Here is a 15677-nt window from a genome sequence, read left to right as displayed (position 1 = left end):
CACCCACCGAAAGGAACCGCAGTGTCCGACCCACAGCCCGTTCAGAACGCATCAGGATGTCCGGTCCACGCGGCCGCGATGGCAGCCCCTGCCGAAGGCGGCGGCAACCGTGACTGGTGGCCGAAGCAGTTGAATCTCAAGCTCCTCGCCGAGAACCCGGCCGAGGGCGACCCGATGGGCGCCGACTTCGACTACGCCGCGGCCTTCGAATCCCTCGACCTCACCGCGGTCCGCCGCGACATCGAGGCGCTCATGCGCGATTCGAAGGCATGGTGGCCCGCCGACTACGGCCACTACGGCCCGCTGTTCATCCGGATGGCCTGGCATTCGGCCGGCACATACCGCGTCGCCGACGGTCGCGGCGGCGCCGGCCACGGCATGCAGCGGTTCGCGCCCCTCAACAGTTGGCCCGACAACGCGGGCCTCGACAAAGCACGCCGACTGCTGTGGCCGATCAAGAAGAAGTACGGCTCCGCGCTGTCGTGGGGCGACCTCATCATCTTCGCCGGCAACGTGGCCCTCGAATCGATGGGCTTCAAGACCTTCGGGTTCGCCGGTGGCCGCACCGAGAAGTGGGAACCGGAGGAGATCTACTGGGGACCGGAGACCACCTGGCTCGACGACGAACGCTACACCGGCGACCGCGACCTCGAGAATCCGCTCGCCGCCGTCCAGATGGGCCTCATCTACGTCAATCCCGAAGGCCCCAACGGGAATCCGGATCCGCTCAAGGCCGCCGTCGACATCCGCGAGACCTTCGGCCGGATGGCGATGAACGACGAGGAGACGGTCGCCCTGATCGCCGGCGGTCACACTTTCGGGAAGACGCACGGCGCGGGTCCGGCCGACCATGTCGGACCGCTGCCCGAGGACGCTCCGATGGAGAACATGGGGCTGGGCTGGAAGAGCACCTACGGCACCGGCTCGGGTGCCGACGCCATCAGCTCCGGGCTCGAGGGAGCGTGGAACAGCACGCCGATCACCTGGGACAACAACTTCTTCTGGACCCTCTTCGGCTACGAGTGGGAGACGTACACCGGTCCGGGCGGAGCCATCCAGTGGCGGCCCAAGGACAACGCCGGTTCCACCAGCGTCCCCGACCCGCAGGATCCCGACAAGCGGCATCAGCCCATGATGCTGACCACCGACATCGCCCTGCGCGAGGACCCGGTGTACGGCAAGATCTCGCGCCGCTTCCTGGAGAACCCGAACGAGTTCGCCGACGCCTTCGCACGCGCGTGGTTCAAGTTGACGCACCGGGACATGGGCCCGCTTCCCCGTTACCTCGGCGACGAGGTCCCGTCGGAGACCCTGGTCTGGCAGGACCCGGTCCCCGTAGCGGACTACGAGCAGATCGACGACGCCGACGCCCAGGCGCTCAAGGAGCGGATCCTCGATTCGGGCCTGACCGTGTCTCAGCTGGTCAAGACGGCGTGGGCGGCTGCGGCGTCGTTCCGCGGCAGCGACAAGCGCGGCGGCGCCAACGGCGGTCGTCTCCGTCTCGAGCCGCAGCGCCACTGGACCGTCAATGAGCCCGCCGAGCTCGACGAAGTGCTCCCCGTCCTGGAGGGGATCGCCCAGGAGTTCAACGCCGGGTCCGGCGTCAAGCAGGTCTCGGTGGCGGACGTGATCGTCCTCGGCGGGGCCGCGGCGATCGAGAAGGCCGCGGGTGCGGCCGGCCACACGGTTCAGGTGCCGGTCTCACTCGGCCGCACCGACGCCACGCAGGAGAACACCGACGTCGAGTCGTTCAAGGTGATGGAGCCCCGCTGGGATGGTTTCCGCAACTACCTCGCCGCCGACGCGCCGATCCCGGCGGAGTACCTGCTGGTCGACCGCGCGCAGCTGCTTCAGCTCAGCGCCCCGCAGATGGCGGTGCTGGTCGGCGGTCTGCGTGTGCTCGGCGCCAATCACGGACGATCGCAGCACGGGGTGCTGACCGACCGTCCCGAGACGTTGACGAACGACTTCTTCGTCAACATCCTCGATATGGAGACAGAGTGGACCGACGCCGGCGACGGCACTTTCGTCGGCGCCGACCTCGCCACCGGAGAGACGAGGTGGACGGCCACGCGCGCCGACCTCGTCTTCGGAGCCAACGCCCAGCTCCGGGCGCTGGCCGAGGTGTACGGGGCCGACGACGCCGAAGCCAAGTTCGTCGACGACTTCGTCGCCGCGTGGACGCAGGTGATGGACGCGGACCGGTTCGACCTGCACCGCTGACCGACTGACCAGGCCGAGATCCGTCGGGTCAGCGGCGTCCGAGGGTGATCCGCCCTCCGGCACCGCTGCCCCGACGGATCTCAGTTCAGCCCCCCGATGGCGGGCCTCGCCCGCGACTGCCCCGTTAGCCTCGAGGGATGAAACTCGGTCTGCAACTCGGATACTGGGGCGCCCAGCCGCCCACGAACCACCGCGAACTCGTTCAGGCCGCCGAACGGGCGGGCTTCGACTCCGTCTATACGGCGGAGGCCTGGGGTTCGGACGCCTACACTCCCCTCGCCTGGTACGGGAGCGACACCGAACGCCTCAGACTCGGCACGTCCGTGCTTCAGCTGTCGGCCCGCACGCCCACCGCGTGTGCGATGGCGGCCCTGACTCTCGACCACCTCTCGGGCGGCAGGCACATCGTCGGTCTCGGCGTCTCCGGCCCGCAGGTGGTCGAGGGCTGGTACGGCCAGCGATTCGCGAAGCCGCTGGCACGCACCAGGGAGTACGTCGACATCATGCGCCAGGTGTGGGCGCGGGAGGCACCGGTGACCAGTCCCGGACCGCATTATCCGCTCCCGCTGTCCGACGAGTCGGCGACCGGCCTCGGAAAACCCCTGAAGTCGATCGTGCATCCGCTGCGCCGGGACATCCCGGTCCACCTCGGCGCGGAGGGCCCCAAGAACATCGCCCTGGCCGCCGAGATCGCCGACGGCTGGCTTCCGCTGTTCTTCACACCCCGGATGGCCGACCAGTACAACGCCTGGCTCGACGAGGGGTTCGCCCGACCCGGCGCCCGCCACACCCGCGAGACGTTCGAGATCGCCGCGGTGGCGCAGCTCGTCCTCACCGACGACGTCGCCGCCGCCTACTCCGCGATCAAGCCCTTCCTCGCGCTGTACATGGGCGGTATGGGCAGCGAGGACACCAACTTCCATGCGGAGGTCTACCGCCGAATGGGCTACGCCGAGGTAGTCGACGAGGTCACCGCGCTGTTCCGGTCCGGCCGCAAGGAGGAGGCCGCGGCGATCATCCCGGACGCGGTCGTGGACGATTCGGCGATCGTCGGCGACGAGGCCCACGTACGCGAACAGATGGCTGTCTGGGAGCGCGCCGGGGTCACCACGATGCTCGTCTCCCCCGGCACCGTGGCCGAGGTGGAACGCCTCGCCGCATTGCTCGACTGAGCCGTTGACCGCAACCTTGATTAGGTGAACGAAAGGTTAACGCGACCCGAATAACGCTTGACTTCACCTTGCGCGGAGGTTACAAAGGTATGGACTGCAAAGAACGAAGGAGGTCTCCACCATGCGAAACAGCACAGGTTCGACCTTTGCGTCCACCTTTCACGCGTACATTCGCCGGATCGCCGCGCGGATGAACCAGAGCGCCAACGAGCGCCTGAGCCTGCAACTCGGAAACTCTCCGGTCGCGGTGCTCGGCGTCGGCTGACGGCCCGAACAACACGAAACAGCAGTGGTCCCCGACGGAACGAATCCGTCGGGGACCACTGCTGTTTCGGAGGGTTGTGAACAAGTCGTCGTTCAGGAGCGGCCGGCGGACGGCCCGGCGACGACGGTCAGCTCACGCGGTGCAGGCGGAACAGCGGAATCACCCGGGTCGTGCGCTTCTCGTACAACGTGAAGTTCGGCCACACGCCGAGCAGCCGGTCCCACGCGGCGGCGCGCTCGACGCCGGAGAGCTCGGTCGCTGACATCCGCGTCGCCGCCCCGTGAACCTCGACGTCGAACGAATCGGCGGCCCGGATGTTGTAGACCCACGCAGGCGTCCGCGGTCCCCCGAAGTACGAGCCGGCGACGATCCAGTCCTCGCCGTCGGGCGCCGCGAGCACCGGCGTCGAGTGCAGCACTCCGCTCTTGCGGCCGCGCACCGTGATGGTGATCCCGGGCAGTCCGGCGATCCGCAGCAGATCCACTCGGCCGCGCGAGACCTTCTGAAGCACGGTGTCCGCCTTCACGATCCACGGGAGGTACCGCGGCAGCCAGGAGATCGACCCGATCAGGATCGCCAGCCGCGTGAGGATCCCCACCGGGTCAGCCGAGGTCTCTGGTGAGCGTGTCGGCCAACAGCCTCGCGACCTCCGCCGGATCGTCGAGATCTCCGCCCTCGGCGAGCACCGCCGTCGCGTACAGCAGCTTGGCGGTCGGTTCGAGAGCCGTGTGATCGTCGCCGTCCGCGTCGAACTTGCTCCGCAGGGCCGTGACGAGGGCGTTGTCCGGATTCAGCTCCAGGATCCGCTTCGACTTGGGCACCGGCTGGCCCGACGCCCGATACAGCTTCTCCAACTGCGGGGTCATCGAGAAAGTGTCCCCGACCAGGCACGCCGCCGACTCGGTCAGCCGCGAACTCAGCCGCGCCTCCGAGACGTCGTCCGCGAGCGTCTCGGCGAGCCAGGACAGCAGCGGTGCGAACTCCTCGTCGCGCTTCGACTTCTCCTCGCCGTCGGCGTCCGCGTCGGCGTCATCCAGGTCGACGACGCCCTTGGCCACCGACACCAGTTGCTTGCCTTCGAAGTCGAGACCGGAGGAGACCCAGACCTCGTCCACCGGATCGGACAGCAGCAGCACCTCGATGCCCTTCGCGCGGAAGGCCTCCAGGTGCGGCGACCGCTCGATCTGCGTCCGCGACTCGCCGGTCATGTAGTAGATCACGTCCTGATCGGGCTTGCACCGCGAGAGGTAGTCGACCAGTGTGGTCGGCTCGGTCTCACTGTGGGTGGACCCGAACACCGACGCCTTGAGGATCGCCTTCGCGTTGTCGTGGTCGTTGATCAGACCTTCCTTGAAGACGCGGCCGAAATTGCTCCAGAAGGTCTGGTAGTCCTCCGGACGACGGTCCTGCAGTTCCTGGACCGACGAGATGACCTTCTTCACCAGACGTCGCCGGATGGCGCGGATCTGACGGTCCTGCTGCAGAATCTCGCGCGAGACGTTCAGCGACAGATCCGCGGCGTCGACCACGCCCTGGACGAACCGCAGATACTCGGGCATCAACTCGGCGGCGTCGTCCATGATGAACACGCGCTTGACATACAGGTGGATGCCGCTGGTGCGCTCGCGCATGAACAGATCGAACGGCGCCTGCGACGGGATGAAGAGCAGGGCCTGGTACTCGAACGTGCCCTCGGCGTGCAGCGAGATGGTCTCGAGGGGCTCGTCCCAGGCGTGCGAGATGTGACGGTAGAACTCGGCGTACTCCTCCTCGGACACCTCGCCGGGCGACTTCGCCCACAGCGCCTTCTGCGAGTTCAGGGTCTCGTCGACCTCTTCGGTCGTGGGCTCGCCGCCTTCCTCGGCGGCAGGCACCTGCTTGGTCACCCGCATGCGGATCGGCCAGGAGATGAAGTCGGAGTACTTCTTGACCAGAGCGCGCAGCACGTTCTGGTCGGCGTAGTCGTGGACCGCGTTCTCCTCGTCGACGGCCTTGAGGGTGAGGGTGATCGACGTGCCCTGCGGAGCGTCGGGGGCCTCGTCGAGGGTGTAGGTCCCGTCGCCGGTCGACTCCCAGCGCGTTCCGACGGTCTCGCCGGCCTTGCGCGTGACCAGTTCGACGCGATCGGCGACCATGAACACCGAGTAGAAGCCGATGCCGAACTGGCCGATCAGTTCCCCGGCGTCCTTGGCGTCGGTCTCGGCGAGCTTCCGGCGCAGTTCATCGGTGCCCGACTTCGCCACGGTTCCGATCAGGTCGACGACCTCCTCGCGCGACATGCCGATGCCGTTGTCGGACACGGTCAGCGTCCGAGCGGAGGCGTCCGGGGTCAGCCGGATGTGCAGATCGGAGATGTCGACGTCGAGGTCCTTGTCGCGCAAGCCTTCCAAGCGGAGCTTGTCGACCGCGTCCGACGCGTTGGAGATCAGTTCGCGAAGAAAGCTGTCCTTGTTCGAATAGATCGAATGAACCATCAGATCCAGCAGTTGGCGTGCCTGGGCTTGGAACTCGTACACCTGCGAGGTCACCGCGTAACTCCTCATCGTTGAGCTGATTTCGCGCCGCTGAGTGTACCGGGGCGGCTGCGCGTACTGTGAAGGGCGTGTCTGGGGTTCCACGTGCTCTGTTCGTCCACGCTCATCCCGACGACGAGTCGTTGTGGACCGGCGGCACCATGGCACGACACGCCCGGCGCGGCGGCGAGGTCTCGCTGGTGACATGCACGTGGGTGCCCGGGACCGCGCGCCACGGCGAGTTGCTCGACGCCGCCCGCGAACTGGGACTGTCTCGCGAGCCCATCATGCTCGGCTACGCCGACAGTTTCGTCCCCGAGTCCGCGCCCGGCGCGACTCCGTTCGTCTCAGCGCCCTTCGACGAGCAGGTCGCGGCTCTGGTGGCACACATCCGGGAGATCAAGCCGCACATCCTCGTCACCTATGACGCCTACGGCATGTACGGCCACCCCGATCACATCCACGCCAACCGGCTCACGTGCGCCGCGGCCGACGCCGCGGCGATCGGCGCCTACCGCCCCGACGCGGGCGAGCCCTGGCAGGTCCGTTCGCTCTACTTCATCACCATTCCCGAGACCACCGTGACCACGTTGAAACCGCACCTCACCGAGGACTCGCATCTTCCCGTGTCCGGGACGCCCAGCGACCGGATCGACCTCGCCGTCGACGTCGACGACTGCCTCGGCAGCAAGATCCGCGCGATCGTCTCGCACAAGACGGAGATCGCGCGCAGCGCGTCGATGAAGGCCTTCGGAGCACTCCCCCGCGATCCGCAGCGACTGTTTCTGCAGTGGGAGTCGTATCTGCGGCGCGATCTCGTTCCGGGCGGAGCCGAGCTCGCCTGACTCCCGGCTCAGGCCGGCGACACGACCTCGACGAGATCGGTGCGCAGCCCTGACGCCCGCGCCACCCGGCGGCCGACGGCGGCGCGCAGGGATTCCGGTGTGCCGACGATGTTCACCTCGCGCTCGGCGCGGGTGATCGCCGTGTAGAGCAACTCCCGCGTCAGCAGTTCCGCGTCCGGGGGCGGGAGGATCACGGTGACCGTGCCGAACTGGCTGCCCTGACTCCGGTGAATGGTCATGGCGTAGACCGGAATCGCGTCGGCGAGCTGACTCGGGTGAAGCCGCTTGATCTCATGACCGCGTTCGAAGACCGCGGCGAGCCCGCCTGCATCGTCGATCACCACTCCGGAATCGCCGTTGTAGACGTCCTGCGTCCGGTCGTTCGCGGTCACCAGCAGCGGTTCGCCCGGATACCAGCGGCCCGTTCCGGCCGCACCGCCGAGGTCGTCGCTGATCCAGCCGATCACCCGTCTGGACCAGCCCGCGACCCCGTAGGGACCGTCCCGGTGCGCGCACAGCACGCGGTGCCCCCGGAGTGCCACCACGGCGCCGCGGGCGTCGCCGCTCCGCGCCGCCTCGCGCAGGCTCCGTGCCCAGCCCACGGCTTCGGTCCGCACCACGTCGGCGTCATCCGGATCGATCAGCCGGACCGGATGCTCCGACCGCGCGCCGTGGCCGATGAGCTCGATCACCCGGTCCGCGTCGCCGGCGTTGACCGCTTCGGCGACCTCGCCGATGCGGTCTCCGTAGCGGTGTCCGCGGCGCAGCGTGATGACGCCGCGCGCCAGTGCGGAGGTCTCCGCCGAATCGAAGTCGGCCGCCGCGAGATCGCACACAGCCGTGAACGCGTCCGGAAGCACGGCGCCGGCCCCGGCGGTCACATCCCGGTCGACGAGGTCAGCGAGAACCGCGCCCGCCTCCACCGACACCAGCTGGTGCGGATCGCCGACGAGGATGAGCCGGGTGTCGGCGCGCAGCGATTCGAGCAGACGGCACATCATCGTGACCGGGAGCATCGAGGTCTCGTCGACCACCACGACGTCGAAAGGCAGACGGTTGCCCGCCCCGCGGACGAACGTTCCGTCCGGCCGAGATCCGAGCAGGCGATGCACGGTCACCGCGGCGGGGTCACTCCGCAGGGTCTGGTGTTCGCGGCGGTACTCCCCGATCGCCGTCTGCAACTGGGCCGCGGCGCGTCCGGTGGGCGCGCACAGCCCGATCCGGAGGTCGCCGCCGGACAGCGTCTCCATCACGGCCAGGATGCGAGCGACCGTGTACGTCTTGCCGGTACCGGGACCGCCTGCGAGGACGGTGGTCCACGAGGTGGCCGCCAGCGCCGCGGCGGCACGCTGGCGGTCGTAGCCGCTCGTGTCGCCGGCCCCGAACGCCGCATCGAGCGCCGCCGTCAGCACGGCTGCGTCGACCGCGGGCCGGCTCGCGGCGCGTGCGTCGAGGATCTGCCGGATGCTCTGTTCCTGCCGGAAGAATTTGCGCAGATACAGCAGCGGGCCGTCGGCCGATTCGGCGAGGGCGAGCGGTCGCAGTGGGCCGGTGCCGCCGCCGATCACCAGCGGCGACGCGGCCAGCGCCGCACGCAGCGCGTCGGGTGCGGGCCACGGCAGCGGCGTCTGGTCGTCACCGGCCGCCGCGAGATCGGCGATCCTGTCCAGCTCGACGCAGGTGGAACCGGTCCGGACGGCACGGACCGCCAGCGCTGCGGCAAGGAGCACCTGCTCGTCGACGGGTCCGCCGCACAGCGCTGCGACGCGCCTGGCGACGTGCACATCGGCGGCGTTCAGCACACCCGCCGCGTTGAACGTCGTGAGCAGATCCGATCCCGAGGCCACACGCTGCGGCGCGCAGCGGTCCGACAGTGCTCCGGCGGTCGCGGACGGGTCGGTCATCGCCCCACTCCTTCCGTTCGGCCGGCGAGGAGCTCCGACATCTCGACGATCAGGGCGGGCGGCAGGTCCCATTGAAAGACGCCGCAGCCGGGCGGAGTCTGCGGACCGGCCATCCCGCGCACGAAGTGATACTGCACCGGACCCAGATGCCGTGCGGGGTCGTAGCCGGCGAGCCGCCAGCGCAGATAGCGGTGGAGTGCCACCGAATACAGCAGTGCCTGCAGCGGATAGTGCGCGGACATCATCTCCTCGGCCATCGCCTCGCCACCGAAGTCCTCGACCGCCAGATCCCCCGGACGCAGGCGGTTGGTCTTGTAGTCGACGACCACGAATCGGTTCTCGGCGGTCCGCAGCACCGAGTCGATGCTGCCGGTGAGATAGCCGGTGAAGGTCTCGTCGGAGACCGTCCGGACCATTTCCGCATACGGTGCCAGCGGATCGTCGCCCGGCAGATGCCGCGCGAGCAGATCTCCGACCTCCTCGAGGCCGAACCCGCCGGCGGTATCGGACAACGGCAGTTCGAAGTCCATCTCGGCCAGTCGCGCGCCGGGTTCGATGCTCCACAGATCGCCGAATCCCAGAGGTGTGGTGAGCACCCCGATCAGCGCGCGGGCGAGAACATCGACGTCGATCTCGACTCCCCGTGCCGCGGCGCCCTGCACGCACATCTGACGCACGTGCGCCGCCATATCCGGCTCCGCGGTGTCCACATGCTCGAGTACTTCGTGGACGAGGGTTCCGAATCCGGCGCCGAAGGGCAGCCCGTTCATCAGCGACGGTGGGCCCACGACTTCTCCGGACACCGCACCGGCCTCCGCCCGCGCGTCGTCGGGCTCGTCGGGCCGCAGCACGTCCTCGGGTTCGCTCCCCGCCTGAACCGGCGAGGCTGGTCCGGGCGTCTCGGCGTGGAATGCCGCGTGCGCCGCGGCCACGATGGCCGAATACGACGTTCGGCGCCACCGTTGATCGATGTTTCTCGTGAACCGTGCCACGCTCAGTTCCGGAGGCGTGCCCGCGTCGGACGGAGGGCGCCACTCGGTGCGGCCGCGGCGACCCGCCGGTTCCACGACGACCGAGGGGTTCCCGGCTGCGACGCCGCGCAGAGCGCCGACGCACTCGGTGTCCCCGGCCGGGATCGGCACGGTGTCCGGAATCGGCGACAGGTCGCCGGACCGTGCGGCCAGTCGACGCTCGTCGGCGGTGAAGAGCAGCCGGTGCAGGGCCCCGCGCGCGGTCGTCGTGCTCGGCGCCCACCACAGGACCACCTGGCTGCGGGCTCGGGTCGCGGCCACGTAGAGCAGTCGAAGATCCTCACCGGCGCCTTCGGAGCGGGACTGCCGATCGCGGCGCGCATAGCCGCGCGCCTGTTTCCCTCCGACGTCGAGATAGCGGCGATCGCCTTCGTGGAACAGGAAGGTGGCCGGATTCGGGTGGCTGGCGCCGTCCCAGCCGAACGGCACGTAGACGATCGGGAACTCGAGTCCCTTGCTCGCGTGGACCGTCATGATCTGGACGGCCTCGGTGTCGCGGTCGAGCCGTCGCGTCGCGTCACGCTGCTGTCCCCACTGCGAACCCTCGTCGATCTGTCGTCCGAGCCAGTCGACCAGCGTGGCGATCCCGGTCGACGACTCGGTGACATGCCGATTGCACAGTTCGGAGATCTGCAGCACGTCGGTGAGCAGACGCTCGCCTCCGTCGACGCCGAGCAATCGCTCCGCGGTGCCGAACTCGCCGAAGAGCCGTGCGGCCATCGCCGCGAACCCGCCGTCGGCGAAGACGCGACCGAGTTCGGCCAGCCGTCCCGACAGCGCGCCGACACCCGTGTCGCCCTGCCGTTCCAGCGTCTGGGCCGACAGTCCGAGGATCGGCGTCAGCGCGGCCAGACGCACGCGTGGCTGGCGGGACGGCGTATCGATGGCGGACAGGACGTACCACCAGTATCGGGCCGCGGGTGTGGCGAAGATGGAGGTGCCCGAGGTGACGACGGAGGCGATGCCCCGTTCGGCGAGGGCACGCTGCAGCGGTGCGATCGTGCGGTTGGCGCGGAGCAGAACAGCGATGTCGCCGGGTTCGACCGACCGGGCGCCGTAGCCGTCGTCGATGGTCACGTCGCCGCCCAGCACACCCGCGATGTCGTCGGCGACGTCGTCGGTGACGCGCTCGCGGACTTCGGCGACCAAGGGAGTGGTGCCGTCCTGCGTCGTGGTGGTGAAGTCGCCGCGCAGGAATCCGCGGATACGGACCGCGGGCGCGCCGTGGATCCGCGATCCGGAACGGCGCGCCCGAACCGGCTGATAGGCGATCTGTCGGTGACCGAGCGTCGCGCCCTCGAAGAGCGCGCCGAGCCCGTCCACCACCGCGGCGTCCGAACGCCAGTTCATGGTCAGCCGCTGCCGCTCGTCTGCCGCCTCGACCGCGTTCAGGTAGCTCAGCACCTCGGCGCCGCGGAAGGCGTAGATCGACTGCTTCGGATCGCCCACCAGCACCAGCGGCAGGTGATCGTGGAAGCATCGCCTGACGATCTCCCACTGCTGAGGATCGGTGTCCTGGAACTCGTCGATGAGCACGGCCGAGAACTGTGCGCGGATCCGGCGGCACGCCTCATCGCCGATCTCGGCGTCGGTGACGATCTCGAACAGCGCCTGCTGCAGATCGTCGTAAGTGCGGACCCTGGCCAGCCGCTTGCGCAGCGCCGTGTGTGCGCGCGCCTGCTGAGCGATCCACACTCGCAGGTCCGATTCCTCGGTCCGCTCGTCCTCCCGGTCGGGAGCCAGTGCCGCAGCGGGATCGCGGATCGCGGCGACGGCGATCTGCTCGGCTTCGGCGTACCCGGGCGCCGAGTCCGGGTCGCCGGCGAAACGCGCGAGGTAAGCGTCTCGCGCGAGCTCGGCGACCATGTCGTCGACGTTCTCGAGGATCGGGAACTGCTGCTGACGGCCGCCGAGGAAGCCGAGGACCGAGAGCATTCGATTGCAGAAGGTGTGGGTGGTCGTCATCGTGGCGGCGTCGAAGTCCGACAGGGCGTCCGCGAGCCGTTGACGCCGCCGTGCGACCTCGTCGGCGTCCGCGTCGGCCAGGAAGGCGATCAGATCGTCGCCGGACGTGCGTGCGGTGGCCCGATCGTGCAGCGCGGCGACGCACTCGGTGAGACGAGAATGCGTCCGGTCCCGCAATTCGGCGGAGGCCGCGTTCGAGAACGTCGCCATGAGCAACTCCGACACCGGGACGCCGCCGGCAATGTAGCGCACGGCCAGCGCGACGATCGCGTATGTCTTGCCGGTGCCCGCGCTGGCCTCGAGGACCAGCGTCCCGGTGGGCAGCGGTCCGGTGAGATCGAAGGCGGTGTCGCTTCCGAGTGCCGTCATCGGTCCTCCTCGTGCGCCAGGAGCGACCCGAACAGGGCCGCGGCGAGTCGGATGTACATGTCGGTCGCGTCGTCGCCGGGCAGCAGACCCGCCACGGACGACAGCGCCTCCGGCTGCGGCACCGCCGCGGCCATCGTCTCGAATCCGACCGCCGCGTCGGGATCCCCGTGGAAGACGAGCCCGGCGTACCGGTTCTGATCGCCGTACGACTTCTTGTACGCCCACTCGGCTCGACGCCGGGCCTTCGCCGGGTCGCCCGACCTGCCGAACTCCGACGCCGCGGCCACCGCGGCATCGAGGGTCAGGCCGATCGGCGCGGTCAGTCCCGCGTCACGGATGGCGACGAGCACCGCCAGCAGGTCCCCTGCGTCGTCAGGGGTGCGGATTCGACTCACCTTGGCCGACGGGTACCGACCGGAGGCACTGCCGACGACGACGGCTTCGGCGACGTCGCGGTCGGAACCGGCCCGGATCGCCAGCAACCGGATCCAGGCCGCGAGGCGATGCTTGGGCCCGAGCCGCGAATAGCTGACGGGCACCAGCCTGCCGGCGAAGACGTCTCCGACCGTCCCGTACACCCGGCGGCCGTCGGGCAGCACCACGCGGACGTCGACGGCGTCGGCGGAATCGTCACGATAGCCGTGTGCGGCAGTCGCCACCGCCTGCGCCTTGTCGCGGATGGGACCGAACTCTCTGGTTCCGAACGCGAAGGGCGGCAGACTGCCGCGCCGCAGTTCGGCTCCCTGCGCGGCGTGCGGATCCGCACCGCTGAGCAGCGCGTCGAGGTAGCGGTTGCCCACGCCCCACCGTTCGAGACCGTCCAACTCCACGGCGAGTTCGTCCCGATGTTCGTCGGCCTGTTCGGGCAGCCCCACGCCGAGACGCTGCCGTGCATGACCCTCCACCGGTGCGGCCAGAAAGCTGATAAGCTCGTCGAGGTCGACGTCGGCATCGCCCGGCGCCCGCGGGAGTCTCTCATCGGCGATCACCGGCAGCGCGGGTCCCCGCTCGCGGCATCGGGTGAGTGCGCTCAGAGCACGGGCGCCCGGAAGCAGGGCCGCGTCGTAGCTGAAGGGCCCGGAACCGTCGTCGACGAAGTTCCGTTCGTCGAACGCGTGCAGGGTGTGCCGGTACAGCACCGGAACCGGATCGCCGACGCTGACCCCGAGCACCCCGCGCAGGGCGTCGAGCAGCTCGGAGACCACCACCGCCGGCGGCGTCCGGGCACCGGTCAGCGCATCGGCGCCGGTGTAGAACACCAGCAGGTGCTCGGTCGCCGCACAGATCGCGTCGAGGAACACCTGGCGGTCTTCGTCGCGCACATTCCGTTCCCCCACCATCGGCGCGACCTGGAGGATGTCGTCGCCGTCGACGGCCCCGGCCCGCGGGTATTGACCGCTGTCCATGCCGAGCACCACGATCACCCGATGCGGCACCGAGCGCATCGGCACCATCGAGCACACGGTCAGCTCGCCGGTGCAGAAGTTCGATCGCGTCGGACGCGCGATGAGCAGCTGCGCCATCAGATCGCGCATGTCGGCGAGCTCGAGTTCGGACTCCGGGGTTCCCTCGGGAACCGAGAGCGCATCGGTGAGCATGCCGACGGCTTGCGCCCGCTGCCACTCGGTCTCCGAGTCGGTGTGGGTCAGCAGATCGGCGGCGTGGATCATCGTTCGCAGCCATTGACCGGAGGCATGGGGTTCGGACACGGTCTCAAGCAGTGTGGTCAGGCGCTCGGCGAACTCGGCGAATCTTCCGGCGAGATCGGTGTCCGTCGAATCGATTCCCGACAGTGGCAGAGCGGTGGCGAGCCACTCGTTCTCCGCTTCCTCGGCGACCACGCCCAGCAGGATGCGGTCGAGCCCGGTCCGCACGGTGCCCTGGGGGAAACCGCCGAGCCCGAATCGGCGCCGCTGGGTCTCGTCGACGCCCCACCGGATACCTGAGCGCTGGACCCAGCCGGTGATCGTGTCGACATCGTCGTCGGTGAAGCCGAACCGGCGGCGCACCGGCTCCGTCGCGGCCAGATCGAGCAGATCGCCGGCCCGGACCCGGCCCGCCGCGAGGTCGAGGACGCGGGCGAGCACGTCGAGCACCGCGTTCTGCGCACGGATGCCCCGATCGGCGAGCCGCACGCGCAGCGAGAAGGCCGGATGGTCGCCGACGCGGCTCGACTGCCCGAAGACCCCGCCGATCAGCGGTGCGTACGCCTCCACGTCGGGACACATGATGAGCACATCGCGCGGTTCCAGAGTCGGGTCGGCGTCGAACAGGTGCAGAAGCCGGTCGCGAAGCACCTCCACCTGGCGCTGCGGACCGTGGCAGGCGTGCACCTCGACGCTGCCGTCGGCACCGGGGTCGAGTCCCTCGCCCTCGGCCGGGCGCCCGGGATCGTCGCGCCTGATGCCGTCCTGAAGCGCACCCAGCAGTGTCGCGGGACGACGGTGTTCCGCGGAATGGTGGCGGGTGGCGCCGACCGCGGGCGCCAGCACCTCCTGGAGCTCCTGCACGTCCCGGGACAGGCTCGCCAGCAATGGGTGCCGCACGCGCACCGGTCGGCGTTCGGCGCGCAGCCGTCCACTCCGCTGCGGCCCCGCGGTCTGGACCGCCGACCACAGTTCGGGCGAGGGATGCGGAAGATACAAGCCCACCTCGCGCCGCTCCGACAGCGCCGCGAGCACGCTTCGCAGCGTCTGCGGGATCCGCGTGGCCCCGAACAACGAGAGCCGTTCGGGAAGGTCGACGGCGTCCGCGTCGGCGCGCAGACGGTCCACCACGACCGGCAGTTGCTCCGCCAGATGCGGATGCCCCACCTCCTCGCGGACCAGCCGCCACAGCCACGGCTGCCACCGCAGATGCTCGGCGAGTTCTCCTCCCGCACCGTCCGTGTCGGAGCCGGAGGCCCACTCGGCGATCATCGTCGGCCGCTGCCATCCGTACGAGGTGAACAGTGCGGCGATGGTCGACGCGGTCGAGAGCCGACGTCCGCGATCGGCGCGGGCGTCTCCGGTCCCGAGATGTGTGGCGAGAACGCGGAGCACGGGATCGTCGATGTGGCCGTCCACCACCCGCAGCACCGGCCATCGCAGACGATCGGCGAACCAGCTCTCGGCGGCCTCGGGATCGTCCGACACGCCGTCGAGCACCTGACGCAGCAGGAACGACGGCGAGTCGAAGGCGATGTTCGCGGCGATGCCGTCGCCGCCGCACGAGGTGCCGAGCCGCAGCGACAGCTGCTGCCGGAGCCAGCGTTCCACTCCGCGCTCGGGGACCGCGACGATCTCGGTCCGCATGGGATCGGCCAGCGGCTGGGACAGGGTGTCGGCGAGCGCCTCCACGAGGCATCCCGCCTGCTCGGCGCGGTGCACGGTCAGCACTGGCGACTCTCCC

General features: G+C 69.4%; 9 protein-coding genes. 4 read left to right on the top strand and 5 right to left on the bottom strand.

All coding sequences use genetic code 11. The annotated features are described in order from the left end of the window. Window positions 1-21: 21 nt before the first annotated feature. The 3 genes from katG (at window position 22) to ABFX36_RS12115 (ending at window position 3660) form a co-directional block, all read left to right on the top strand. Window positions 22-2223, top strand: coding sequence for a catalase/peroxidase HPI (gene katG / locus ABFX36_RS12125; RefSeq protein ID WP_062367709.1), 2202 nt, complete (start codon window positions 22-24; stop codon window positions 2221-2223). A gap of 137 nt (window positions 2224-2360) precedes the next feature. Further along, a complete protein-coding gene (locus tag ABFX36_RS12120) occupies window positions 2361-3395 on the top strand; it encodes an LLM class F420-dependent oxidoreductase (protein ID WP_346076537.1) in 1035 nt (344 codons plus the stop codon). Between the two features lie 121 nt (window positions 3396-3516). Next, window positions 3517-3660: a hypothetical protein gene (locus ABFX36_RS12115; RefSeq protein WP_156150511.1), complete on the top strand. Its 144-nt coding sequence runs from the start codon at window positions 3517-3519 to the stop codon at window positions 3658-3660. Window positions 3661-3787: 127 nt separating this feature from the next. On the opposite strand, the gene ABFX36_RS12110 is transcribed toward ABFX36_RS12115, so the two are convergent. Continuing rightward, the gene (locus ABFX36_RS12110) at window positions 3788-4258 is read right to left on the bottom strand and encodes a nitroreductase family deazaflavin-dependent oxidoreductase (RefSeq protein WP_006895053.1); all 471 of its coding nucleotides are present in this window, start codon (window positions 4256-4258) and stop codon (window positions 3788-3790) included. Between the two features lie 4 nt (window positions 4259-4262). Then, on the bottom strand, window positions 4263-6203 hold the full coding sequence (gene htpG / locus ABFX36_RS12105; protein WP_039866851.1) for a molecular chaperone HtpG: 1941 nt from the start codon (window positions 6201-6203) through the stop codon (window positions 4263-4265). A gap of 50 nt (window positions 6204-6253) precedes the next feature. On the opposite strand from htpG, the gene ABFX36_RS12100 reads away from it, so the two are divergent. Next, window positions 6254-7018 carry a PIG-L family deacetylase gene (locus ABFX36_RS12100; protein WP_006895056.1) on the top strand — a complete coding sequence of 255 codons (765 nt, stop codon included), beginning with the start codon at window positions 6254-6256 and terminating at the stop codon, window positions 7016-7018. Window positions 7019-7026: 8 nt separating this feature from the next. Here ABFX36_RS12100 and recD read toward each other — a convergent pair whose 3' ends face one another. From recD to recC, 3 genes are read right to left on the bottom strand one after another with little or no spacing between them, the layout of a single operon-like run. Beyond that, window positions 7027-8922, bottom strand: a complete 1896-nt coding sequence (recD, locus tag ABFX36_RS12095) for an exodeoxyribonuclease V subunit alpha (RefSeq protein ID WP_346076533.1) — start codon at window positions 8920-8922, stop codon at window positions 7027-7029. Then, window positions 8919-12287 (bottom strand): UvrD-helicase domain-containing protein, encoded by a 3369-nt coding sequence (locus tag ABFX36_RS12090; RefSeq protein WP_346076531.1) that lies wholly within the window; start codon window positions 12285-12287, stop codon window positions 8919-8921. Before ABFX36_RS12090 ends, recD begins: the two co-directional genes overlap by 4 nt. Continuing rightward, window positions 12284-15664: an exodeoxyribonuclease V subunit gamma gene (recC, locus tag ABFX36_RS12085; protein ID WP_346076529.1), complete on the bottom strand. Its 3381-nt coding sequence runs from the start codon at window positions 15662-15664 to the stop codon at window positions 12284-12286. The genes ABFX36_RS12090 and recC overlap by 4 nt, the downstream gene beginning before the upstream one ends. Window positions 15665-15677: the final 13 nt, after the last annotated feature.

Origin of the sequence: Gordonia cholesterolivorans (assembly GCF_039531975.1) — a bacterium.
GTDB classification, from domain to species: domain Bacteria; phylum Actinomycetota; class Actinomycetes; order Mycobacteriales; family Mycobacteriaceae; genus Gordonia; species Gordonia sihwensis.
This window is presented reverse-complemented; position numbering and strand designations above follow the sequence as displayed.